The organism is Streptacidiphilus sp. EB129, from assembly GCF_041262645.1.
Taxonomy (GTDB): domain Bacteria; phylum Actinomycetota; class Actinomycetes; order Streptomycetales; family Streptomycetaceae; genus Streptacidiphilus.
In genome coordinates this window covers 1-18835 of the sequence record NZ_JBGCCS010000052.1, presented here as the reverse complement: position 1 = coordinate 18835, position 18835 = coordinate 1, and the positions used below count along the sequence as shown (strand labels likewise).

General features: G+C 69.4%; 20 protein-coding genes and 3 pseudogenes. 9 read left to right on the top strand and 14 right to left on the bottom strand.

Annotation, left to right across the window (positions count from 1 at the left end; genetic code table 11):
* Positions 1–16: 16 nt before the first annotated feature.
* The 6 genes and pseudogenes from ABH925_RS34450 to ABH925_RS34425 all read right to left on the bottom strand — a co-directional run.
* Positions 17–166 (bottom strand): annotated as a pseudogene (locus tag ABH925_RS34450) (ATP-binding protein); the annotation flags it as partial.
* Between the two features lie 125 nt (positions 167–291).
* Complete coding sequence (locus ABH925_RS34445; protein ID WP_370154823.1) at positions 292–663, bottom strand: DUF6188 family protein; 372 nt, start codon at positions 661–663, stop codon at positions 292–294.
* 29 nt (positions 664–692) lie between these two features.
* Positions 693–1682, bottom strand: coding sequence for a tyrosine-type recombinase/integrase (locus ABH925_RS34440; protein ID WP_370154820.1), 990 nt, complete (start codon positions 1680–1682; stop codon positions 693–695).
* Positions 1679–2611 carry a tyrosine-type recombinase/integrase gene (locus ABH925_RS34435; protein WP_370154817.1) on the bottom strand — a complete coding sequence of 311 codons (933 nt, stop codon included), beginning with the start codon at positions 2609–2611 and terminating at the stop codon, positions 1679–1681. Before ABH925_RS34435 ends, ABH925_RS34440 begins: the two co-directional genes overlap by 4 nt.
* The gene (locus ABH925_RS34430; RefSeq protein WP_370154814.1) at positions 2608–3705 is read right to left on the bottom strand and encodes a tyrosine-type recombinase/integrase; all 1098 of its coding nucleotides are present in this window, start codon (positions 3703–3705) and stop codon (positions 2608–2610) included. The genes ABH925_RS34435 and ABH925_RS34430 overlap by 4 nt, the downstream gene beginning before the upstream one ends.
* 251 nt (positions 3706–3956) lie before the next feature.
* Positions 3957–4136, bottom strand: a pseudogene (locus ABH925_RS34425) (ATP-binding protein); the annotation flags it as partial.
* Positions 4137–4362: 226 nt separating this feature from the next.
* Between ABH925_RS34425 and ABH925_RS34420 the strand changes: the two are divergent.
* Positions 4363–4656 (top strand): hypothetical protein, encoded by a 294-nt coding sequence (locus ABH925_RS34420; protein WP_370154811.1) that lies wholly within the window; start codon positions 4363–4365, stop codon positions 4654–4656.
* A 2-nt stretch (positions 4657–4658) separates the two neighbouring features.
* Here the strand turns inward: ABH925_RS34420 and ABH925_RS34415 are convergent, their stop codons facing one another.
* On the bottom strand, positions 4659–5210 hold the full coding sequence (locus tag ABH925_RS34415) for a DUF6262 family protein (RefSeq protein WP_370154808.1): 552 nt from the start codon (positions 5208–5210) through the stop codon (positions 4659–4661).
* A 202-nt stretch (positions 5211–5412) separates the two neighbouring features.
* Here ABH925_RS34415 and ABH925_RS34410 point away from each other — a divergent pair, with 202 nt between their 5' ends.
* From ABH925_RS34410 to ABH925_RS34400, 3 genes are all read left to right on the top strand, one after another.
* Positions 5413–5925, top strand: coding sequence for a DUF402 domain-containing protein (locus tag ABH925_RS34410; protein WP_370154805.1), 513 nt, complete (start codon positions 5413–5415; stop codon positions 5923–5925).
* Positions 5926–6137: 212 nt separating this feature from the next.
* Positions 6138–8039, top strand: coding sequence for a protein kinase (locus ABH925_RS34405; RefSeq protein ID WP_370154801.1), 1902 nt, complete (start codon positions 6138–6140; stop codon positions 8037–8039).
* Between the two features lie 44 nt (positions 8040–8083).
* The gene (locus tag ABH925_RS34400; RefSeq protein WP_370154798.1) at positions 8084–8536 is read left to right on the top strand and encodes a DDE-type integrase/transposase/recombinase; all 453 of its coding nucleotides are present in this window, start codon (positions 8084–8086) and stop codon (positions 8534–8536) included.
* Here ABH925_RS34400 and ABH925_RS34395 read toward each other — a convergent pair.
* Together ABH925_RS34395 and ABH925_RS34390 are read right to left on the bottom strand one after the other, a co-directional pair.
* Positions 8508–8756 (bottom strand): type II toxin-antitoxin system RelE/ParE family toxin, encoded by a 249-nt coding sequence (locus ABH925_RS34395; protein WP_370154796.1) that lies wholly within the window; start codon positions 8754–8756, stop codon positions 8508–8510. The two genes, ABH925_RS34400 and ABH925_RS34395, sit on opposite strands and share 29 nt — an antisense overlap.
* Positions 8753–9007 carry a type II toxin-antitoxin system Phd/YefM family antitoxin gene (locus ABH925_RS34390; RefSeq protein ID WP_370154793.1) on the bottom strand — a complete coding sequence of 85 codons (255 nt, stop codon included), beginning with the start codon at positions 9005–9007 and terminating at the stop codon, positions 8753–8755. The genes ABH925_RS34395 and ABH925_RS34390 overlap by 4 nt, the downstream gene beginning before the upstream one ends.
* 562 nt (positions 9008–9569) lie before the next feature.
* On the opposite strand from ABH925_RS34390, the gene ABH925_RS34385 reads away from it, so the two are divergent.
* Both ABH925_RS34385 and ABH925_RS34380 read left to right on the top strand, forming a co-directional pair.
* Positions 9570–9899 carry a hypothetical protein gene (locus tag ABH925_RS34385; RefSeq protein ID WP_370154791.1) on the top strand — a complete coding sequence of 110 codons (330 nt, stop codon included), beginning with the start codon at positions 9570–9572 and terminating at the stop codon, positions 9897–9899.
* A 331-nt stretch (positions 9900–10230) separates the two neighbouring features.
* Positions 10231–10737 carry a hypothetical protein gene (locus ABH925_RS34380; RefSeq protein ID WP_370154788.1) on the top strand — a complete coding sequence of 169 codons (507 nt, stop codon included), beginning with the start codon at positions 10231–10233 and terminating at the stop codon, positions 10735–10737.
* A 261-nt stretch (positions 10738–10998) separates the two neighbouring features.
* Here ABH925_RS34380 and ABH925_RS34375 read toward each other — a convergent pair whose 3' ends face one another.
* The 3 genes from ABH925_RS34375 to ABH925_RS34365 all read right to left on the bottom strand — a co-directional run bounded on the left by ABH925_RS34375 (position 10999) and on the right by ABH925_RS34365 (position 13863).
* A complete protein-coding gene (locus tag ABH925_RS34375) occupies positions 10999–12195 on the bottom strand; it encodes a methyltransferase domain-containing protein (RefSeq protein ID WP_370154785.1) in 1197 nt (398 codons plus the stop codon).
* A 16-nt stretch (positions 12196–12211) separates the two neighbouring features.
* Positions 12212–13123 carry a radical SAM protein gene (locus tag ABH925_RS34370; protein ID WP_370154782.1) on the bottom strand — a complete coding sequence of 304 codons (912 nt, stop codon included), beginning with the start codon at positions 13121–13123 and terminating at the stop codon, positions 12212–12214.
* 290 nt (positions 13124–13413) lie between these two features.
* Positions 13414–13863, bottom strand: coding sequence for a hypothetical protein (locus ABH925_RS34365; protein ID WP_370154780.1), 450 nt, complete (start codon positions 13861–13863; stop codon positions 13414–13416).
* Positions 13864–14093: 230 nt separating this feature from the next.
* Here ABH925_RS34365 and ABH925_RS34360 point away from each other — a divergent pair, with 230 nt between their 5' ends.
* Together ABH925_RS34360 and ABH925_RS34355 are read left to right on the top strand one after the other, a co-directional pair.
* Positions 14094–15386 (top strand): hypothetical protein, encoded by a 1293-nt coding sequence (locus ABH925_RS34360; RefSeq protein ID WP_370154777.1) that lies wholly within the window; start codon positions 14094–14096, stop codon positions 15384–15386.
* Between the two features lie 26 nt (positions 15387–15412).
* Positions 15413–15979: a GNAT family N-acetyltransferase gene (locus ABH925_RS34355; protein WP_370154774.1), complete on the top strand. Its 567-nt coding sequence runs from the start codon at positions 15413–15415 to the stop codon at positions 15977–15979.
* A 197-nt stretch (positions 15980–16176) separates the two neighbouring features.
* Here ABH925_RS34355 and ABH925_RS34350 read toward each other — a convergent pair whose 3' ends face one another.
* Positions 16177–17028, bottom strand: a complete 852-nt coding sequence (locus tag ABH925_RS34350) for a hypothetical protein (protein WP_370154771.1) — start codon at positions 17026–17028, stop codon at positions 16177–16179.
* Between the two features lie 85 nt (positions 17029–17113).
* Positions 17114–18283 carry an IS630 family transposase gene (locus ABH925_RS34345; RefSeq protein ID WP_370154768.1) on the bottom strand — a complete coding sequence of 390 codons (1170 nt, stop codon included), beginning with the start codon at positions 18281–18283 and terminating at the stop codon, positions 17114–17116.
* A gap of 134 nt (positions 18284–18417) precedes the next feature.
* Between ABH925_RS34345 and ABH925_RS34340 the strand changes: the two are divergent.
* Positions 18418–18765: pseudogene (locus ABH925_RS34340) on the top strand (methyltransferase domain-containing protein); the annotation flags it as partial.
* Positions 18766–18835: the final 70 nt, after the last annotated feature.

Genomic DNA, 18835 nt, shown 5'->3' with positions numbered 1-18835 from the left:
AAGTCGAGATAACGGCCGCCAGGGTCTTCGGCATGATCTCGTCGAACCCGGAGGGGTGGAGGTTGCTGCTGACCGCCAGCGCGCGGCGTTCGTAGGCGGCGTCGACCAGGCGGTAGAAGCCCTCGGCGGCGTCGGGGCTCACCGGCAATAGGCCAATATCATCCAGCTATGCGGATATCCGCATAGGTCGATCTATGCCGAGACCGCGACTATGCCGAGCACGAGGACCCTGAGCGGGGCTGCAGTTGGCGTGAGGGCCGTGATGCTCGGCATAGTCGCGGCGGCCGACAACTACCGCGGATCCCAAATTGCGAGCTCGCCCCCCGGCATGCAAATGACCCGAAGGCCATCGTCTGCCACGATCTCCCAGGCCTCGTAGTCCGGATCAGGAGTCGCCATCAGCTTCGCCCCACAAGCAAACTGAATCGTCAGGACTCCGTCGTCGGATGACCACGCCTTGGCAATGTCCTTGTGCAGGAGCCTGACAAGTCTGTCCGCGGGAACATCAGCACCCCCAGGATGAAAGGTGACTGAGGTGCCGTCGGTATCACTCAGCTTCACGTTCGCTTGAAGGCGGAACTGCGTGTCCGGATCGACGAGGAGAGTCAGCGCATAATCGAAGGAGATTCGTGTCAAGGTGCAGCCCTCAACTTTAAGATCCATACCACGATCCTAGACTTCGATCAGTTGTGTCACAGCTGGTCGAGAAACGCGAGCACCTTGTCGGTGGGCCTGTACCGGCCCGGCGTGGCGGTCACTGGCATGGTGAGGGCCAGGGCCTTCTCCTTGATAGTCATGTCGGCGTGGACGTAGGCGTCGGTGGAGCGGACGCCGGCGTGGCCGAGCCAGAGCGCGATGACAGTGGTGTCCACTCCGGCCTGCAGCAACGACATCGCGCAGCTGTGCTGCAGGACGTGCGGGTGGATGCTCTTGTCGAGCAGGGACGGGTGGGCTTGCGCGGCGGTGCGCGCGTGGGTGCTCAGGCGTTGTGCGACGGCGTCTCGGCTGAGGCGGCGCCCGGTGCGGGTGCAGAACAGGGGGTCGCCGCCGTGGCCGGCGCGTTCGTTCAGCCAGGATCGCAACAGTCTCTGGACGGGGCGGTCGAGCGGGACAGCGCGCTGTTTGCGTCCCTTCCCCTCGCAGCGGACGGCGGCACCGTCGCCCAGTGTGATGTCGTCGCAGTTCAGGCTGGTGAGTTCGGAGACACGCAGGCCGGTCTGGACGGCCAGCGCCAGCATGGCCTTGTCCCGTCTTCCTTCCCATCGTCTCTGATCCGGTGCCGCCAGTAGTGCGTCGACCTCCTGGCCGGTCAGGAACGTGACGGTCCTCTTGTCGAACCGCTTCGATGGGATGTCCAGGACGCGCTGGATGAGCAGGGCGTGTTCGGGGTGCTGGAGGGCGGCGTAGGAGAACAGGGACCGGATCGCGGTCAGGCGGACGTTGCGGGTTCGGGGGCTGTTGCCGCGCTCGTCCTCCAGGTGGTTGAGGAACGCGGAGATCACGTCCGAGTTCAGGTCGTTCCAGTCCAGCTTCGCCGGAGCGGTCCCGGTTCGCTGTTGGACGAAGCCGAGCAGGAGGCGGAGCGCGTCGCGGTAGGCGGCGATGGTGCGGGGGCTGACCTGGCGCTGACGGACGAGCCGGTCGGTGAAGAACGCCTGCAAGGTGGGTGCGATCAGGGTCATGGTCGGGCCGCCTTCCGGACGCCGTCGCGGCGGGCTGCGGCCAGAGCGAGCAGTTCCGGGGCCGCCGACAGATACCAGTAGGTGCAGGCCGGTTCGCGGTGTCCCATATAGGTCGACAGCGACGGGATCCTCGCCTGGACGTTGTCCTCGGTGCGATACCAGTGCAGCAGGGTGCGAACCGCGAAGGTATGCCGCAATTCGTGCAATCGAGGCCTGTGCGGGGCGTCGAGGCCGACGCCTGCAGTGTCGACCAGGGCCCGGAAGACCGGATGAACGCAGGCGTAGATCAGTCGCTTGGCGGTGAGGGAGATGAACAGCGCGGGGTCCTTGGGCCTGGGCATCAGCTTTTCGCGCAGGGTGTCGTACTCGCGCAGCGCGTTGGTGGCGCTGTCCTGGAGCGGGACCAGTCGGGACTTGCCGAACTTGGACTCGCGGATGTGCAGCACTCCCTGGGTCCAGTCGATGTCGTCGCGGTCCAGTTTGATGGCCTCGCCGATGCGCAGGCCGGACGCGGCCAGCAGCCCGATCAGCGTGTGATACGTCGCCGCCCGCAACGGCTGAGGGATCGTGTCTTTGGCCGCAGCCATGATCGCTGCGATGTCGGCGTCGGAGTAGAGGAAGATCTGACCCCGGCGCCGGTTGTAGGGCACCAGCCCCAGTGGCGGCACCTCGGTCGCCGGGTCGGTCCCGCTCAGATAGCGGGCGAACCCGCGAACGACGGTGATCCGACGAGGGCTGACCGTCGTGACCACCTCGGGCTCACGGGTCTTCATCCAGTCCAGCGCGGCAGTGACGGTCACGGTCTGTTCGCCGCGATTGTCCATGAAGGCCACGAAGTCCGGCAGCAGATACGCCGCTTCGGCCATCTGGTGCCCCAGCGAACGGCGAAGCCGCAGGTAGTCATCGAGGGCTTGGCGAAGATCGGTCATGCCGCCTCCGTCCCGGGCCAGGGCTGTGCGACCGCGCGCAGTGCGACGAAGTCGACCTTCGCGTAGAGCGCGGTCGTGGCCAGGTCCTGATGCCGCAGCACCTGCCCGATCGCCGTGAGCCCGGCGCCGTGGCGGAGCATGTCGGCAGCCAGGGCATGACGCAGCCGGTGCGGCCCGACCTTGGGCAGCCCGGCCCTTCGGCAGGCTCGTTCCACCACGTCGCCGACCAGGTCCGCCCGGATCGGACCATGCGGGGCCTTGCAGGTCAGGAACATGTGCCGGGCATCCAGGCAGGGCCTGGGATCGGACAAGTATGCGACCAGGGCCTCACCGACATCGGCCGGGAGTGGGAGCCGGTCCTCACGGCGTCCCTTGCCGCGGACGACGATCTCGCCGCAGCGCCAGTCCACGTCGTCCAGCAGCAGCCGGGCCACCTCGATCGAGCGCAGCCCGAGCCTGGCCACCAGCATAAGGATCGCGTAGTCGCGGACGCCGACTGTTCCCTCGCGCGGAGTATGGTCCAACAACCACTGAACCTCGGTCGCCATCGTCGGCGGCACGGCAGCGAAGCGCCAACCGCCCACCGGAGGCACCGCGCCGCCGAGCTTCATCGCGATGACGCCGTGCAGGTGAAGGAACCGCAACAGAGAGCGCAGCTCGGCCACCCGTCCCTTCGCCGACCCCGCCGAGACCCTGGCGCACTCCCGCAGCAGGAACGCGTTCAGATCCGCCCCGGTCAGACCCTCCGGCACGAACTTCCCGTCGGTCATCGCCTGTTCGGCCAGGAAGCGCCGGGCGGTGTTCCCATAGCGCAGCATCGTCGACGCCGACAGGCCACGCTCAACCTCCATCCAGCACCGATACCGCTCCAGCAGAACCTCCGCCGGCGACGGTGTCACCTGCGGCGCGGGCACCACCCCGGCTTCACGCAGGAACGTCAGCAGCGGGACCATCCCGCGCGGCCCGGCCACCCGGCGACGACCCGCCTCCTGCAGGTCGGAAAGGTGCTGCTTCAGCCGCCCCTCGTCCAGATCAGTGGCATCGAGGCCCTGCTCCGAGAGCCACAGGCCGACCTGCCCCAGATCCTTGAGCATGTTCCTGGCGGTCTGGGTCGTGTACCCGCGCTCCGCCAGCCATGCCCGATAGCCCTCGACCTGCGGTGCCAGAGCACCTGCCTTCCGACGCGTACTTCCGAACGGCATCGTCACCCCCTCGCCGGAGCACCCTGCCCCCACGCTCACGAGGCTGCCCGGCACGGAAACTATGCAGAGCCCCGAAGGGCCGAAACCCCACGAAGGAGCGGAACAACGCACACGGCCTTGGCATAGTCGCGGTCTCGGCATAGATCAACGATGATCAAATCGGAGCGGATGATCCGGGCCAGGGCTCGGGCGATGGAGTCGTCGGCGCGGTGGCGGCGGACCAGGGCGCCGAGGTCCTCGATGGTGAACCAGGCCACTGTCATCCCGGCCTCGACCGCGGCCTGTCCCAGGGCTTCGGTGAAGTGGCTCTTCCCGGTTCCGGAGGTTATCAACGGTTCTGTTTGTGCTGGTGGCTGACTTCCCAGTTCAGGATGCTCCTTCGATTGATGGATCGTTCGTCGTGGTCGGAAGGCTTGGGGTGGAGTCTGGACTGCTCGGCATGGAAGAATCGCCGTGTGACTTCAACCAGAAAGGGCCGTGCCGCGTAGGCGGCCTGGCAAGGTCCGCGCCGAGCTTCGGTTCCGGTGCCGATCTCATCCACGAACCTCGGTGATCCGTGGGCTGTCGCCCTATGCCCTGGCAGTGATCGCCCGGCTTGAGTGGACGCGGGACGATCTGCGGCCCGGCAAGGTGGCTGCCGCGCTGCGGATGTGGCGAGGATTCGTTCGCAATCCCTATCGTCGCCTATGGGTGGATTATCCCGACAACGGCTGCGGGATCTTCGAGTGCTGCGGGGCCCCCTGGGAGGCAAGGCAGCTTCTGGAGACGGTCATGTTGTCGATGTCCGAGCGCAGTGCCCGCGAGCTGCATCGGTTGGTCGAGCGCCTCGATGAGATGTATTGACTTCAGCCGCGCCTGATCACGAGAGCCTGTGACGGTGGGGTGTCGCCGCCGCGGCGGGCGAGTTCGCGTCGGAGGTCGAGATTCTCGCCGTGGGCCTGCTCCAGCGCGTCCCGCAGAGCCTGCACTTCGTCTCTGTGCTGCTTCTTCAGCCGGGTGATCTGGCTGGTCAACGCGAGGACGAGCGTGTTCCCTTCGTCGACCGGAGGGGCCGGTGCGGGGATCGGACGGGTCTGAGCCCGCAGGCGTTCGATGCGTCCGCGTAGGTCGGGGTGGTTGTAGAGGAAGGCGTGGGAGACGCCGGCCTCGCGCTGGACGGCCTGGAAGGTGACCGGCTCGCCGCGCTTGATCAGCCGCCGGATGGTCTCCTGCCCGATGATCCCGAACGCGTCGCCGGACTCCTCGCTGTTGCCGGCCCACCTCCGGAACCAGCCGGAGGTCACTTCGCGGGGCGGGAAGTCCGTATAGAACTCGAGGGCGACTCCGTCACGGTCCAGCGCGACGGTGGCCACAGCGCACAGAGCATCAGGGAACCCGTAACCATCGGCAAACTCCACGCGGGTCAGGCTATCGAAGGACGGCCTGTCAGCACGGCCCGCTCGCCCCACTGGACCGTGGAGCTGCTCACCGGCGCGCTCGGCCAGGGGCCCGACGCGCAGCAGCCTGCCGCGGCCGGGCAGCGTACGTTCTGCCGCTGTGAGGATTGGGAGCTGGCCTCTCCTGGCTGCGGGGTTCGGTCGTCGCGGTAACGTCCTGAGCGTGGATGCCGCTGAGGTTCTGTTCCGCGCCCGCAAGTACGACGGGAGCCTGCACTGGCGCTGCACCATGCTCCGGCTCGGTGAGGACGACCACGGCGTCTGGCTCGGCATGCCGGCCGGCACCGTTCACAGCAAGGGCGACCAGGGGCCCGTGTACGAATCGAAAGAGGCCCGGGTCAAGCTCATCCCCCACAAGACGTGGTGGACGGCATTGTTCCTGGACGCCCCCCAGCGGCTGGATGCCTACTGCGACGTCACCACCCCGTCCCGGTGGCCGAACCCCGGTGAGGTCACCATGGTCGACCTGGACCTCGATGTCTGCCGCGTGCGTGAAGGGGGCGACATCTTCGTCGACGACCAGGACGAATTCGCCGACCACCAGGTCCGCTACTCCTACCCGCCTGACGTCATCGCGCGTGCGGCCGCGTCAGCCGACTTTCTCCAGGCCGCACTGCGCACGGGTGCAGAACCCTTCAACAGTCACTTCCATTCCTGGCTCGACAAAATCCGTTGACGCGTCGGCCCTGCTGCCGGGCGAAGACAGGGCTGGTCACCCGTGCGGCCGCGCGCGCAGCGGTGTTCTGCCCGAACGTCGCGCGCGTTGCCAACCTCGGCCGGCAGCGCGCCGTCTGGGTGGCATGCCGCGGAGAGCACCGTGAGACTGAAAGGGGTCCGGCTCGGCGCCTGTCTCGGCACGGGTGGGTCCAGGTCCTGCCAGGCACAGCGGTGGCAACGTCCTTCAGGGCTGGTGAGTCCCGTGGTGAGGAACAGCGCGCAACCGATGGCGTCGGTGTCGGCCTGCGGTCCTGTGCGACGGCGCCGCGCCGTGTGGCGCAGGATCGGGGGACCGTGGTGAGTGAGCAGGATGGTTCGGCTCGCGATGGTGATCCTGGTGCGGAATCGACGCCCGTTGAAGGCGCTGCCGCTGGGGGGCAGTTGCTCGCCGGTCGGTACCGGCTTGTGGAGCGCATAGGCCGTGGCGGGATGGGCACCGTCTGGCGGGCCGAGGACCGGATGCTCGACCGCGAGGTCGCGGTGAAGGAGCTGGCAGTCAGCGGCCTGCCGCCTGACGAACTCGCCACTGTGCACGCCCGGATGAAGCAGGAGGCCCGCGCTGCCGGCCGCATCAAACACACGGGGGTAGTCACCATCTACGACGTGCTGGAGCAGGACGGCCGGCCGTGGATCGTCATGGAACTGGTCGACGGACGTTCACTGGCCGAGATCATCACCACCGAGGGCACACTGCTGCCCCGAGACGCCGCCAGGGTCGGCGCGCAGGTGCTGGCCGCGCTGGAGCAGGCCCGCCACCTCGGCGTGCTCCACCGGGACGTCAAACCGGCCAACGTCCTGCTGGAGCGCGCAGGCCGCGTGGTGCTGACGGACTTCGGCATCGCCACCATCGAGGGCTCCACCGCTCTCACCCACACCGGCGACATCGTCGGTTCGCCCGACTACCTCGCCCCGGAACGCGCCACCGGCCACCGGCCCGGACCTGAGTCCGACCTGTGGTCACTGGGAGCCACCTTGTACGCGGCAGTCGAGGGCCAAGCGCCATTCCACCGCACGTCCACCCTGAGCACCCTGCAGGCCGTAATCGCCGAGCCACTCCCGGAACCGCGCCACGCGGGCAAACTGGCCCCGGTAATCGAAGCACTGCTGCGCAAAGACCCGGACGAACGACCGGGCGCGGACGAGGCAATGCGGATGCTGCAGGAGGTAGCAACCGGCGCTCAGCCGACCGCCGGGGCGCAGCACGATCCCACCCAGGTGGTGCCTTCACAGGAGCCGGAGAGGCCGGAGACGGGAGCCCGGGACGACCGGGACAGGTTCGCTCGGTACCCGACGCAGTCGACCCCGGCGACCCCATACCCGGATCCGTACGGCGGGATGCCGGCGGCTCATCCCCAGAGGACCACGGGAAAGAGTGGTGCCGATCGGCGGGCCGGAAGGATGAGTCCCAGGGTCAGTGTCCTATGGGCACTGGTACCGCTGCTGACGCTCGGCATGGGAACGATGTTCGTGGTGGGGTGGGCCGCCTACCGGCTCCGCTCACTGTGGCTTGCGGTCAGCGCTGTGGTGGCACTGACAGTCACGGTCATCGTGTTCACCCTCAACGGGAGCGGCCCGGCCGGTGGCCTGATCGTGCTGGTGCTGATGGGCGGCGGGCTCGGTGTGACCCTCTCGGTTCGTCGTAGGCTCGTCGCTCCCGGCCACCGCGGCCGCCCCAGGCCACTGCCCGGCGCGCGATGGGCTCGTGCCCGAAGCCGGTCAGCGTCGCGTCCCGGTGACGTGGATCCGACGATCGGGGAGGCCCTCAAGCGTCGCCAGCGCCGACTCGAAGCACGGGACGTCCTTGAACATGATCCCGCACTCGCGCGGGAGTTGCGGATCGGCCGACCGGATCTGCCGCGACAGTTCGATGACGGCGGTCTGGTGGACGTCAACCATGTGCCGGTCGCGACCCTCGCGGCTCCGCCGGGGCTCACCCCTGAGCTGGCGGAACGCGTCGTCCAAGCGCGCGACGAACACGGTGGCTTCGCGTTTCTCGAGGAGATGGACGTCTACGCCCACCTGCCCGACGGACTCGCTCAGGAACTCGCGGAGCGGCTGGTGTTCCTGCAGTAGGGCAGCCTTTGGCCGCGCCTGCCGCTCCCACCGCGAGCACTTGGGTGAGCAGTGGCGGAAACGGCACACCGTACTGGGCCAGCCGCCCGACCACGCCGAAGCCCCGCTCGCCCCGCTTCGGGAGCAGCGGCCCGCGTCCCCCCGGCGGGCCTGCCCGGTGTGGTGAAGCGCGGCGAACCGTGCGCGCTGGTCCGGATAAGCCCACTCTTGCCGAGTGGCGGCTGGGCGAGGCTTTGATCAAGATCAACAGCGAGCTGAATTATCTGTGGCGGTCTGTGGACGCCGGTGGGAATGTGCTGAGCATCCTCGTGCGGACCTGCTGTGACAGGGCCGCCGTGGCTTCCGCAGCCTCCTGTGGGCTGTCGGTGTCGTCGTACGGATGCCCTGCCGGCTCGGGTGCCCGGCCCTGTCCGTGCGTCGGCCCCGGCGCTGGGTGCGCCCGGGGGCCGGGCGGGTGCTGTGCGGGTCCTAGGCTCGGCCGAGGTGGAAGACGGTGATGGTGACTGTTTGTTCGTGGATCTCGTACTGGACGCGGTAGAAGCCGACCTGGATGCGGTAGATGCCGCTGGCGCCGACGGTGAAGGCGTCGGCGGGGCGGGGGTTGGCGGCCAGGAGGTCGACGGCTTGGAAGACCTGCTGGATGCCCTCGCGGTCGTCGGCGGCGTGCTTCTCCGCGACGGCCAGGGCGGAGGGCTCCCAGGTGACGCTGTAGGTCACGAGGCGTCCCCGAAGATCCGGCGACGGGCTTCGTCATGGGCGATCCCGGGGCCGGTCTCGCCGCGTTCCTTGCGCGCCAGGTACTGCGCGGTGACCCGGTGGTACTCGAGCTCCTCCAGCTCGGCCGGGCTGATGAGGACGGCCATGGTCTGGCCCCGGTCGGTGAGCGCGACGTGCTTCTGCTCGGCGCTGACCTGCCGGGCAAGGGCCCCGAGCTTGTTGCGGGCTTCAGTGATGGGGTAGGTGTCCATGTACAGAACTCTACAGTAGTGCGCACTTAAGCGCAGTTGAGCGTCTCGTTCGACCTGGACATCCGTAAGCCCGCCCCCGCCGATCTTGCCGCTCCCGCCGGTGCCGCAGCTCCCGCCACTCCCGCGGTCGCCGCCGGTCTCGATATTGAGGGCGAGGCCAGTCTGTCGGCGGTGGTGCCCGGTGGCGGCAAGCCCGCCGTGTACTCGGCCAGGCCAGGGGAGGGGACTGCCCCCAGTTCGAGGGCGTGCCGGTGGTGGTCGCCCTGCCGGCCGCGCCGTGGCGCCGATCCCGTAGCCCGCCTGCCCCTGCGCGCCGCTGCGCATCCGGCCCGAGCAGCAGGTGGGGATCCTGAGGCTGCGGCAGGCGCCGGGGTACGGGCAACGGCCTCGCGAACCCCCGATGCCTCGGAGCGGACGGCGACGTCGACCTGGGGGATTCGCTTGAGCGAAGCGCTGCGGGCGTCACATCATGGGACCGTCCAGATGACCAAGGGGCTGGGGAGGCCATGTGTATGTCAGGTTCCACGGGGTCGAGCGCAACCGGCGGGGGATCTTTCCCGGCGTGTTCGCGTTGACCAACGGCCTGGCGCACCGCGGGCAGCTGACCGCGGAGCAGGAACAGTTCAGGCGGTCCAACAACGACTGGTTCGACGCGAACTTCACCAATCCTGCCGACATCGATCCGACGGTCTACGACCATGAGCTGAACCCCGGCGCGACGGCCTGGTTCAAGGTGTCGGCACAGCACCTCATCGAGCGCGTCGACGGCTACCGGCAGATCCTCACCGCACACGGCATCGAGTGCGTGGAGACACGCTCACCGGACCCCGGAAGAGTCATCTACGAGGACGACCACCAGGTAGTGGTCGTCGCCACGCCTCGACCACGTTGATGGACAGCCAGTCACGTCGGTGCCGCTTCAGGACGGTGGTCCCTGCCGCTCGCCGAGGCCGTGGCCGCGCGCCGACGTTCTGGCCGGGCATCTGCGTGATGCCCGCTGTGCGGTCAACGGCTGGACCAGCCACGACCGCGTCTTCGAGCCCAGCCGAAGAATTGCCGCCTCAGTCCCTGGAACGCGCCGGTCGGACTCTGCGTAGGATGCGTGCCCTGGAGATCGACATCATGGGGGCACCTTGCGCACTTCACTACGCCGTACCACTGTCCTCGCGGCCGCAGCAGGCATTCTGGCTCTGCTTCCCGGAGCGGTGGGCACCGCATCGGCGGTGACGAACCCCCGTGGCGTCAGCGGGAACCCGAAGCGGATCGGCACGTTCTACACCAACACCCAGTGGGTGCCCCGCACCGTGCGTGCGGGGAGCACGGTCTACATCCGGACCTGGTACATGGAGCGGTCCAAGGACACGCTCGTCGCCCAGGACTTCGGGCTGGACCTATGGAACCGGGCGACGCCGATCCGTGGCGTCTCCGTGAGTTGGCTGAACCCGCTGACGCACCGCTGGCAGGCGTCCACCTACACCGATCACCATGGATACTTCGCACTCGGGCTGCAGAAGGAGCCGACCCTCCTGGCGGTAGCGCCCGGCAGGTGGGCCCACATTGACGTACGGATCACGTTCAGCAAGTCCGCCTACAAGGGCACATGGCACATCATGCCGGAGCCCGCGTCAGGCTACGGGCTGCGGAATTCCGCAGGCACGTTCGACTGGGCCTTCCTGGACTCGGCTTCCAGCAGTGGCTGGCCGCAGTACACCACGAACGTGCGCCCCTGATGCGGTGACCGAGGGGATTCGCCGGGGCATTGCGGCTCTCTCACTGGCGGGTGCGAAACAGAGGTGACCGCCGCGGTGGGTGCGGAGCGGCGCGATGAAGCCGACGTCTCCGCACCCGCCGGGCCGGGCCGTGCGCCTCCCATTGATGAGGATCGGCGAAATTCGAGATCCTCATCAGCCCCAGCAACAGGAAGCGAAGGCGGGGGCGTCCCGGACCGGGATGCCCCCGTGTGGCGGAGCGGGCGAGAGGCCATGGCGGCGCTATCGCGGAGTAGTGCGCGTGGTCAGGCTGCTGGCGCGGTGGTGCTTCCCTCCTGTAGGTCGGTTGACCGTGGCGGACCAGGCGCCGCGTGACAGGTGCGTGTGGCCATCGGGCGTGATCTCCACCCGCGCGCCGTAGACCGGCAGGCTGCCCTCGGCCAGCCAGCGGCGGCGAATGCGGTCCAGTTCGTCCCACAGGCGGCGCGGTCCGCCCTGTTCGACGGTGGCGGGTCCGGTCAGGCCATGGCTGGTGGCGCGCGCCCACGAGCCGTCGGGGTGGACCATCCGCGCCGACCGTGTCCCGTCGGCGCCGGCGCGGTAGCGGTGCTCAACGCCGGGCACGGTCAGGGAGAACATCGACCACACCTCCCATGCCTCGCGGACGTTGATCACCGGGAACGGCGACTGCGTGACGGTGTCGGCCCCGGCGAGCGCGTCCCGCCCGGCGGCCCGCTCCATGAGCGGTGCTGGGTAGTCCTCGCCGGTGCGGGTGGGCATGAACCCGGCGCGGTCCTCGGTGACGTGCCCGGCCGCGCTGCCGTCGTCGGCCTTGTCGGCCGTCACGACCAGCGCCGTGTCGGCCAGCGTGGTGACCAGCCGCCCGCCGGTGCGCAGCGCGGCCAGCCACGACGCGGGGACGCCGTGCACGCTGACGGTGGACACGATCCGGTCGAACGTGCCCGGCAGCGGGCCGGTGATGTCGCAGACCTCCAGGCGTGGGCGCAGCCCGATGCTGTCCAGGCGCTGGGCGGCGGCGTCCACCAGGTAGGGGTCCAGGTCCGCGCCGGTCACGTGGTCCGCGCCCAGGCGGCGGGTCAGGACCGCCGGGGTGTAGCCGGACCCGACGATGCACAGAACATCCGCGCCGTCGGGGATCATGGCGTGGCGGAGCATCTGCACGACCAGGCCGGGCAGCGTCGCGGACGAGGTGGGCAGCCCGGCGGCGTGCTGGCCCTGCTTGGCGTGGTCGGCGTGCAGTGGGCCGACGCGGGTCACCAGGGTGCGGTCGGCGTAGGCGGCGGTCATCCACGGCTCGGGGTCGGACGGTCCGTCAACACAGGTCCAGCCCTTGGTGGACGGCTGCCACCAGCGGGGTACGAACACGTGGCGCGGGACGGCTGCGAGCGCCTGCGCCCACCGCGATGCCGGGTGGACGCAGGCGGCCGACAGCCGGGCCGCGTAGGGCTCGAACGGCACAGGGAGTCTCCTCGGCTTACTCGTAGGCAGGGTCGCAGGCGGGGGTGCTGGCCGGGTCGCAGTCGTTGCTGTCGGCCGGGGTACAGGCTGCCACGCCGGGCGACGGCGAGCAGGAGTCTTCACGGGGCGTGCAGGAGTCCGGTACGCACGCCCGCCCCCTGCGCGGTATGGACGCGGCGATCTCACCCCATCGCGCGCCGGTCAGCACGCCGGGCAGGCCGCCAACGTCCTTGACCGACCCCGCGGGCAGGAACCGGCCGAGCACGCAGGGGGTGACGCGGCCGTCCGGCATGACCGCCGCGCGGCCGTCCGCGCACCTGCCGCACAGCTCGGTGACCGATGGCAGTGTGCGGGCGGCGTTGCCCACCGCCCGGACGCGGTCGGTGTGCACGTCGGTGACGCCGAGTGCCAGCAGGTCCGCGCGGGCCTGGACGACGCGCTGGCCGTCCAGGATGTCCACGATCCCGGCCTTGAGCGGGATGCCGCGCCGGACGGCCTCGGTGATGTTGGCGCGGGTCCGGGCGTGGCTGCCCCTGCGGCCGGTCACCCGGTCGTGGTCCTTGGCCTGATCGCTGTAGTAGCTGGTGGCGAGACTCACGCGGGGGTGCTCGAACAGGTCCCACCACTCCATCCGGATGGCATACAGGTTGCTGTAGACCTGCACGGACAGGCCGCAGGACAGGGCGTAGCGCACCAGCGCGTCCCATCCGGGGCGGCGCGTCGGCTCGCCCCCGATGAACTGCACGCGGGTGATGCCGGACGCGGCGGCGTCGCGGATGACCGAGCGCCAGTCGTCGTCGCTCATGGTGCCGTGACCGGCCGTCGGCCCGGCCCCGGCGTAGCAGTGGGACTGGCACGTCAGCTGGCAGTTCTGCGTGATCTCCAGCTCCAGGAAGCCGACCTTGCTCGGCTTGACAGCGGTGGCCATGGTGTCCTCTCGTTCGGTCGGTTGAGGTGCGGCGGCCCGCCCGCACTGGCGGTCGGCAGTGGCCTGCCTGTCGCGATGCGCGTTCCGCGGCGGCCTCCGCCTCCGGGCTCCGGGGCGGGGTCAGGTGCCCGGTTGCGGCAGGTCCGGCGCGGCGGCCACGGGGGCGGCGTGCTCGACGGCGTACGGGACCTGCATGCCCAGGAGCAGTAGGGCGGCGGCTTGGGCCGCGAGCCAGAGTCCGGTCAGTGCGGTGCCTAAGTGGTCCCGGTCACAGGTCTGGTGGCGGCCCATCAGGAGGCCACCGCGCCGGTGACGGTGGCGTGGAGCAGCGGTGCGTGAGCCAGATGGCCGGCGGCGTCGGGGCAGGACAGCCAGTGCACGCGGTAGACCTGCCGGACGGTGGGCGGCAACACCACCCACGTACCGTTGGTCAGCAGCGTCACCCCGGGGAAGTCCCAGCGGGCGGTGAAGCCGGTGCGGATCAGCCAGTAGTGCGCGTCCATCTGCGCGTCGATGACCACGGGGCCCGGGTCGCCGCAGGTCTGCTGCCGCATCAGGCTGTAGACCAGCGGCGCGAGGCCGCCTGCGATGCGGACGGCGTCCCAGTCCTGTCCGGCGGCCAGCGGGCGGGCGGACCAGCGGGACAGAGCCAGCGGCCAGCCGGCGGGCAGGTCGCCGGGCAGGACCGCCGCGGCAGCGGGAAGGGCCGTGTCGGTGTCCGCAAGTGGGTCTTCGTGCATGAGCAGTGGAATCACGTCGACTCCGTGGTGGCGTGGGTTGGTGTGCGTCCCTTGAAGGGCGACGTGTCCAGTTCACTCTCGGTGACGGGTCCGTCCCAGGTCGTGAAGCGGCCACCCAGCGGCCACTGAGCGGCCGGGGGACCTCTTCAGAACGCAGATGGGCCGCTCCGGTACCACCGGTGCGCGTACGCCCCTACGTTGGTGAACATGACGATTCGACAGGTGGCGCAGTGAGCGCCCCCGCGAACGCGTTGCTGTACCGAGCACGTCTTGCCCGCGGCTGGTACTCCCAGGAGACCGCCGCCGAAGGCGTCAGCGTGGCCGGTCAGGACGCCTTACGAGATCCGAGGTTCGATGTCAGCGTGCGGACCTACCGGCGCTGGGAGTCGGACGCGCCGGGCTGGCCACGCCCGGAGTACGCCACGGCGATCCGCGCGGCCTTCGGGCGCGGCGCGGAACAGCTGGGGTTCACCCCGCCGAGCACAACCCTGTTTGACAACATGGGTGTTGGCGTGGAGATCATCCAGCCTGTGAAACGCCGCGACGCCCTCGCCGCCGGGGCCGCCCTGGTGGGCCTGCCCTGGATGTCCCGCGCTGCCGCCGCGCCCGACGGCATACGGATCGGCCGGGAGGAGATCGACAACCTCCAGGCCACCGCCGCCGACCTGGACGCCATCGACCAGCGCTGGGGCGGCGACCGCCTGTGGCGCTCCGCGCGCTCCCACCTGATGTGGGTGCACCACCTGATCGACTCCGCCTCCTACAGCGAGCCCATCGGCCAGGAACTGCACGCCATAGCCGGCCAGCTCACCACCAGCCTGGGCTGGTTCTGCTACGACGCCGAGCGCCAGACCGAGGCCCGGGTCTACTTCTCCGAGGCGCTGAACGCCGCCACGATGACCGGCGATGACGCCCTGGCCACCAGGACACTGTCCAACATGGCCCGGCAGGCAGTGGATCTGGGCAAGGGCAGGGAAGCCGTCCGGTTCGCCCGCACCGCACAAGCCCGCACCTGCCAGTGGGGCGCCCCGCCGCGCGTGACCGCACTGCTGTCCATCCGCGCCGCGCAGGGCTACGCGCGCGGCGCAGACGAGCTGAACGCCTCCCTGTCCATCAAGAAGGCATGGAAGGCATTCGAGCTGGGCACCACCGACACCGACCCGGACTGGACGTTCTTCCTCAACGAGGCCGAGCTGACGTGCCTGGAGGGCATGTGCCGCTCCGACCTCGGGCAGTACCGGCAGGCCGTACGGCTTCTGGACCGCTCAGCGGCGCTGCAGGACATCGAGCACTCCCGCAACCGGGGGATGTGCCTGACACGGCTGTCCCACGCCGCCGCCCAGGACCGCGACCTGGACCGCACGATCGACGCAGCCCGCGAGTCCATGCGGCTGATCGACAGCGGCATGACCTCCACCCGCACCAAGCGCCAGCTCACCGCCGTCCGCGACCACCTGACCGCCTACCCGCGCAACCCGGCAGCCCGCGAGGCCGTCCAGATGCTGAGCCAGCACATCGCCTGACCCACGCCGAAGGGAACCGCACCACCGTGACCACACCCAGCCTCACCATCCAGCGCCACACCCCCGCGCAGGCCAAGGAGATCACCGAAGAGCTGATCCGCGTCTACGCCACGGTGTACGACGTGCCGCCGTACACCGGTGACCCGTTCTTCTCCGTGGACACCTACGCCAGCCGCCTGCACGCCGCGTTCGACATGGAAGGCTTCGAGGTGGTCACCGCGCACCTGGACCACGACGCCATCGCCGGCTACGTCCACGGCGTCACGCTGCCCGCCGAACGCGAGTGGTGGACCAGCCTGGGCGACCGGCGCCCGCCGGCCGCCAGCGCCGCCGCGCCGGCCGGGCAGGTGTTCTGGCTCCGCGAAATCATGGTGCTGCCCGACCACACCAACCAGGGCATCGGCCGTCGGCTCCACGACGCAATGGTCACCGGCCGCCACGAGCCGTGGACCGCGCTGACGTGCATCACCGACAACGAACCCGCCCGCAGCGCCTACCCACGCTGGGGCTACCAGGTCATCGGTCAAATCCGCCACGCGCCGGAGTCCCCGCTGTACGACGCCATGGTGCTGCCACCGTCCCCGGCCGCGTAGCGCAGCGCGAGGGCCCCTACCGATGCACTCGGCCGGGGGTGCTCGCGTTCCGGCTGGAGGGCGCCGGCCTGGCCTGCCTGTCGCGTTGCGCGTTGCGCGGACCTACGGAGCGGCGTGGCGGGGTCGATGCGGGCGCGGACGGGCAGCGCGCGGATGTAGCCCTCGCCCAGGACGGCATCGCGTTCGCCCCGGGCTACTCAGGGACGAACCACCGGAACGTCGTGTTGCTCGGCCCAGTCGACGACCGCCTCGCGGTAGCGGGAGGACCATGAGGTTTCGCGGATCTCCCCTTGCACGCTGACCGGGCCGACCTCCGCCAGTCCGAACGCTTGAACGAGCTCGTCCGCGAGCAGTGCTGCTGTCTGCACCAGTCCCGCTCCTTCGTCGGCGAGATCGTCCAGGAGGGCCGCGGCCTCGGCGTGCGCGTAGGAGCACTCCTGCGAGCTGAGGTTGTTCCGGAAGCCAGTCCGGTCAACCCACTCAAGGCGGACCGGTGGGAAGGGCGTCATAGCCGGCTTCGAAGGTCCCCGTGGATGGGCGTGTGGGGAGTCCATGAGCGAAGTCCGGATGATCAACGTGCCGAGGGCCGCAGCGCGGTCACGCGCATGGCTGCCGAGGAGCTGAAGTCCGGAGAGCAGGCCGAGCATCAGGTCGCTCGGTTCGACCGAGTGGTACGGATCGCCGTTGGCGGCGACGGGCTCGTCCTGGAGGCGCACGACGAAGGCCCCGGATCCGTCCCGGTGCAACTCGCACCGCACCGAGGCACCCCCAGGGTTCGCCGCAGCGATCCGGCGCGCACCGATCCGCACATCGTAGAAACGCATCCCCTTGAGCGCCATGAGACTGTGCCACCTCCTCAGCTCGTCCCGGTAGCGCTCGTAGGACCCCTGGGTAATCGGCATGTCGCCGGGGACTTCCGGGGCCAGGGCCACCAAGAGGTGGGGCCGGTTGCTCTCCGGGAGCGCGCTGAGTGCTTCGCGCTCGATGGCGTCGAGACGGCGCTCCGTCTCAGTGACGGCCACGAAACGGCGATAGTAGACGGTCGCCACGGCCGTCTCCGTGAGCCACTCAGTCCGGCTTCCGGAGCGCCGCGGGAACCTAAGTGGTCCGTTCCGGAAGACCTTCGGGGGTTGATCAGGCGGCCAGGGCGACGGAGGATTCTTGGTGTCGGCCGGTGGGTGTGTGCCGGTCGAGTCGGGCCAGCAGATCGTCCAGGTCGGAGGTGGTGAACCTCCAATGGAACGGCTGTGCCGTGGCGTTGTAGCGGTCTTCGAATGCTCGGAGCCGGTCCCCGACCTGGGTCAGGTCGGTGAAGTCGTTGGGTGAGACGACCTTGCGCTGCACCACGGAAAAGTAGATCTCCACCTGGTTCAACCAGGAGGCGTGCACGGGGGTGTGGACCATGACGGCGTTCGGGAACGCCACCGCCAGCCGTTCGGCGGCCTTCTTGCCGCGGTGGGAGGAGCCGTTGTCGACGACCCAGAAGACACGCCTGGCGCTGGCGTAGGGTTCCTGTGTCATGACCTGGGCGACCAGGCTCATGAACGCGTCGATGCCAGTGCGCGGTTCGCAGCGGCCGAGCACTCGGGCTTGGTGGACGTCGTAGGCGGCCAGGTAGGCCAGGGCGCCGCCGCGTCCGTAGGTGTGGTTGACGCGCATCGCCCTGGCCTGGCCCGGGGCCAGGGTGGGATGGCAGCGGCAGCGGGCCTGGATCGAGGTCTTCTCATCGCTGGAGACGACGTACTCGTCCGCGCCGAGGGGTTCTCCTTCGAAGGTGCGGGCGTACAGGTCCAGGACCCGCTGGGCCTTGGCGCGGAAGTCCGGGTCGCGGATGAAGATCCAGGACCGGTACTGCCAGGGCTTGAGTGCGTCCTGGCGCAACCAGCGGCGCACCGTGGACGCGGAGATGCTGTCGGTGATCTGGCGCGCGGTCAGCTCGGCGGCCAGCTCCGGGCACGACCAGCGCGACAACGGGACCCCGGTCTCGGCCGGGAGCTGGCAGGCCAGGGCCTTGGCCTCGGCGATCTGCACGGCGGTAGAACGGGCCGGGCGCCCCGAGCGCCTGCGGTCGGCCAGGGCTGGCAGCCGGCCGTCTGCGAAGCGGTTGCGCCAGGTCCGCACGGTGTCCAGGTGCAGGCCCGTCTCGCGGGCAATGTGCGCATTGGGGCGCCCGCGGGCCGCCTGCAACACGATCGCGGCCCGCTGCCGGGCCTGATACGCGGTTTTGTGACCGTAGGCCGCTTTCTTCAACCGCTCACGTTCGGCGTTGGTCAGGACGATCGGACGGGCGAGGGCAACAGGCATGGCAGGCAGGCCGATCGGGAGAAGTGGATCACCGGTGCCGCAGTCTGCCGTGCCCGTGCCGAGACTCGTCGGGCAGGATGACCGTCATACCCAAGCCCCCGGATTACACAACGCCACCGTCCTATTGTTGGCTGATGCGCGCACACCATATTGACCGCCCAGCCGATCTCGACGTCGTTCGTCAGTCCTATGACCAGGTGGCTGACAACTACGCCCACATGGTGGTGACGACGGGCATGGGTGACATCCGTCGCCATCCCTGGCTCAAGGCGTCGATCGACGCCTTCGCCGACACCGTGGGCGAGCTCGGGCCCGTCCTCGACGTCGGTTGCGGCCCCGGCACGGTGACCGGCTACCTCGCCGAACGCGGACTCGACGTATCCGGGGTAGACCTCTCTCCCCGCATGATCGAGAACGCGCGCCGACTTCATCCGCAATGCCGCTTCAGCGTCGCCTCGGGGCTTCACCCCGGATGGTGGACACGGGTTTGTGTGGTTATGCGGCGAGTGTCAGGGTAGCTGATTGGCGCTGCTCGTAGGCGACGGGGCTGAG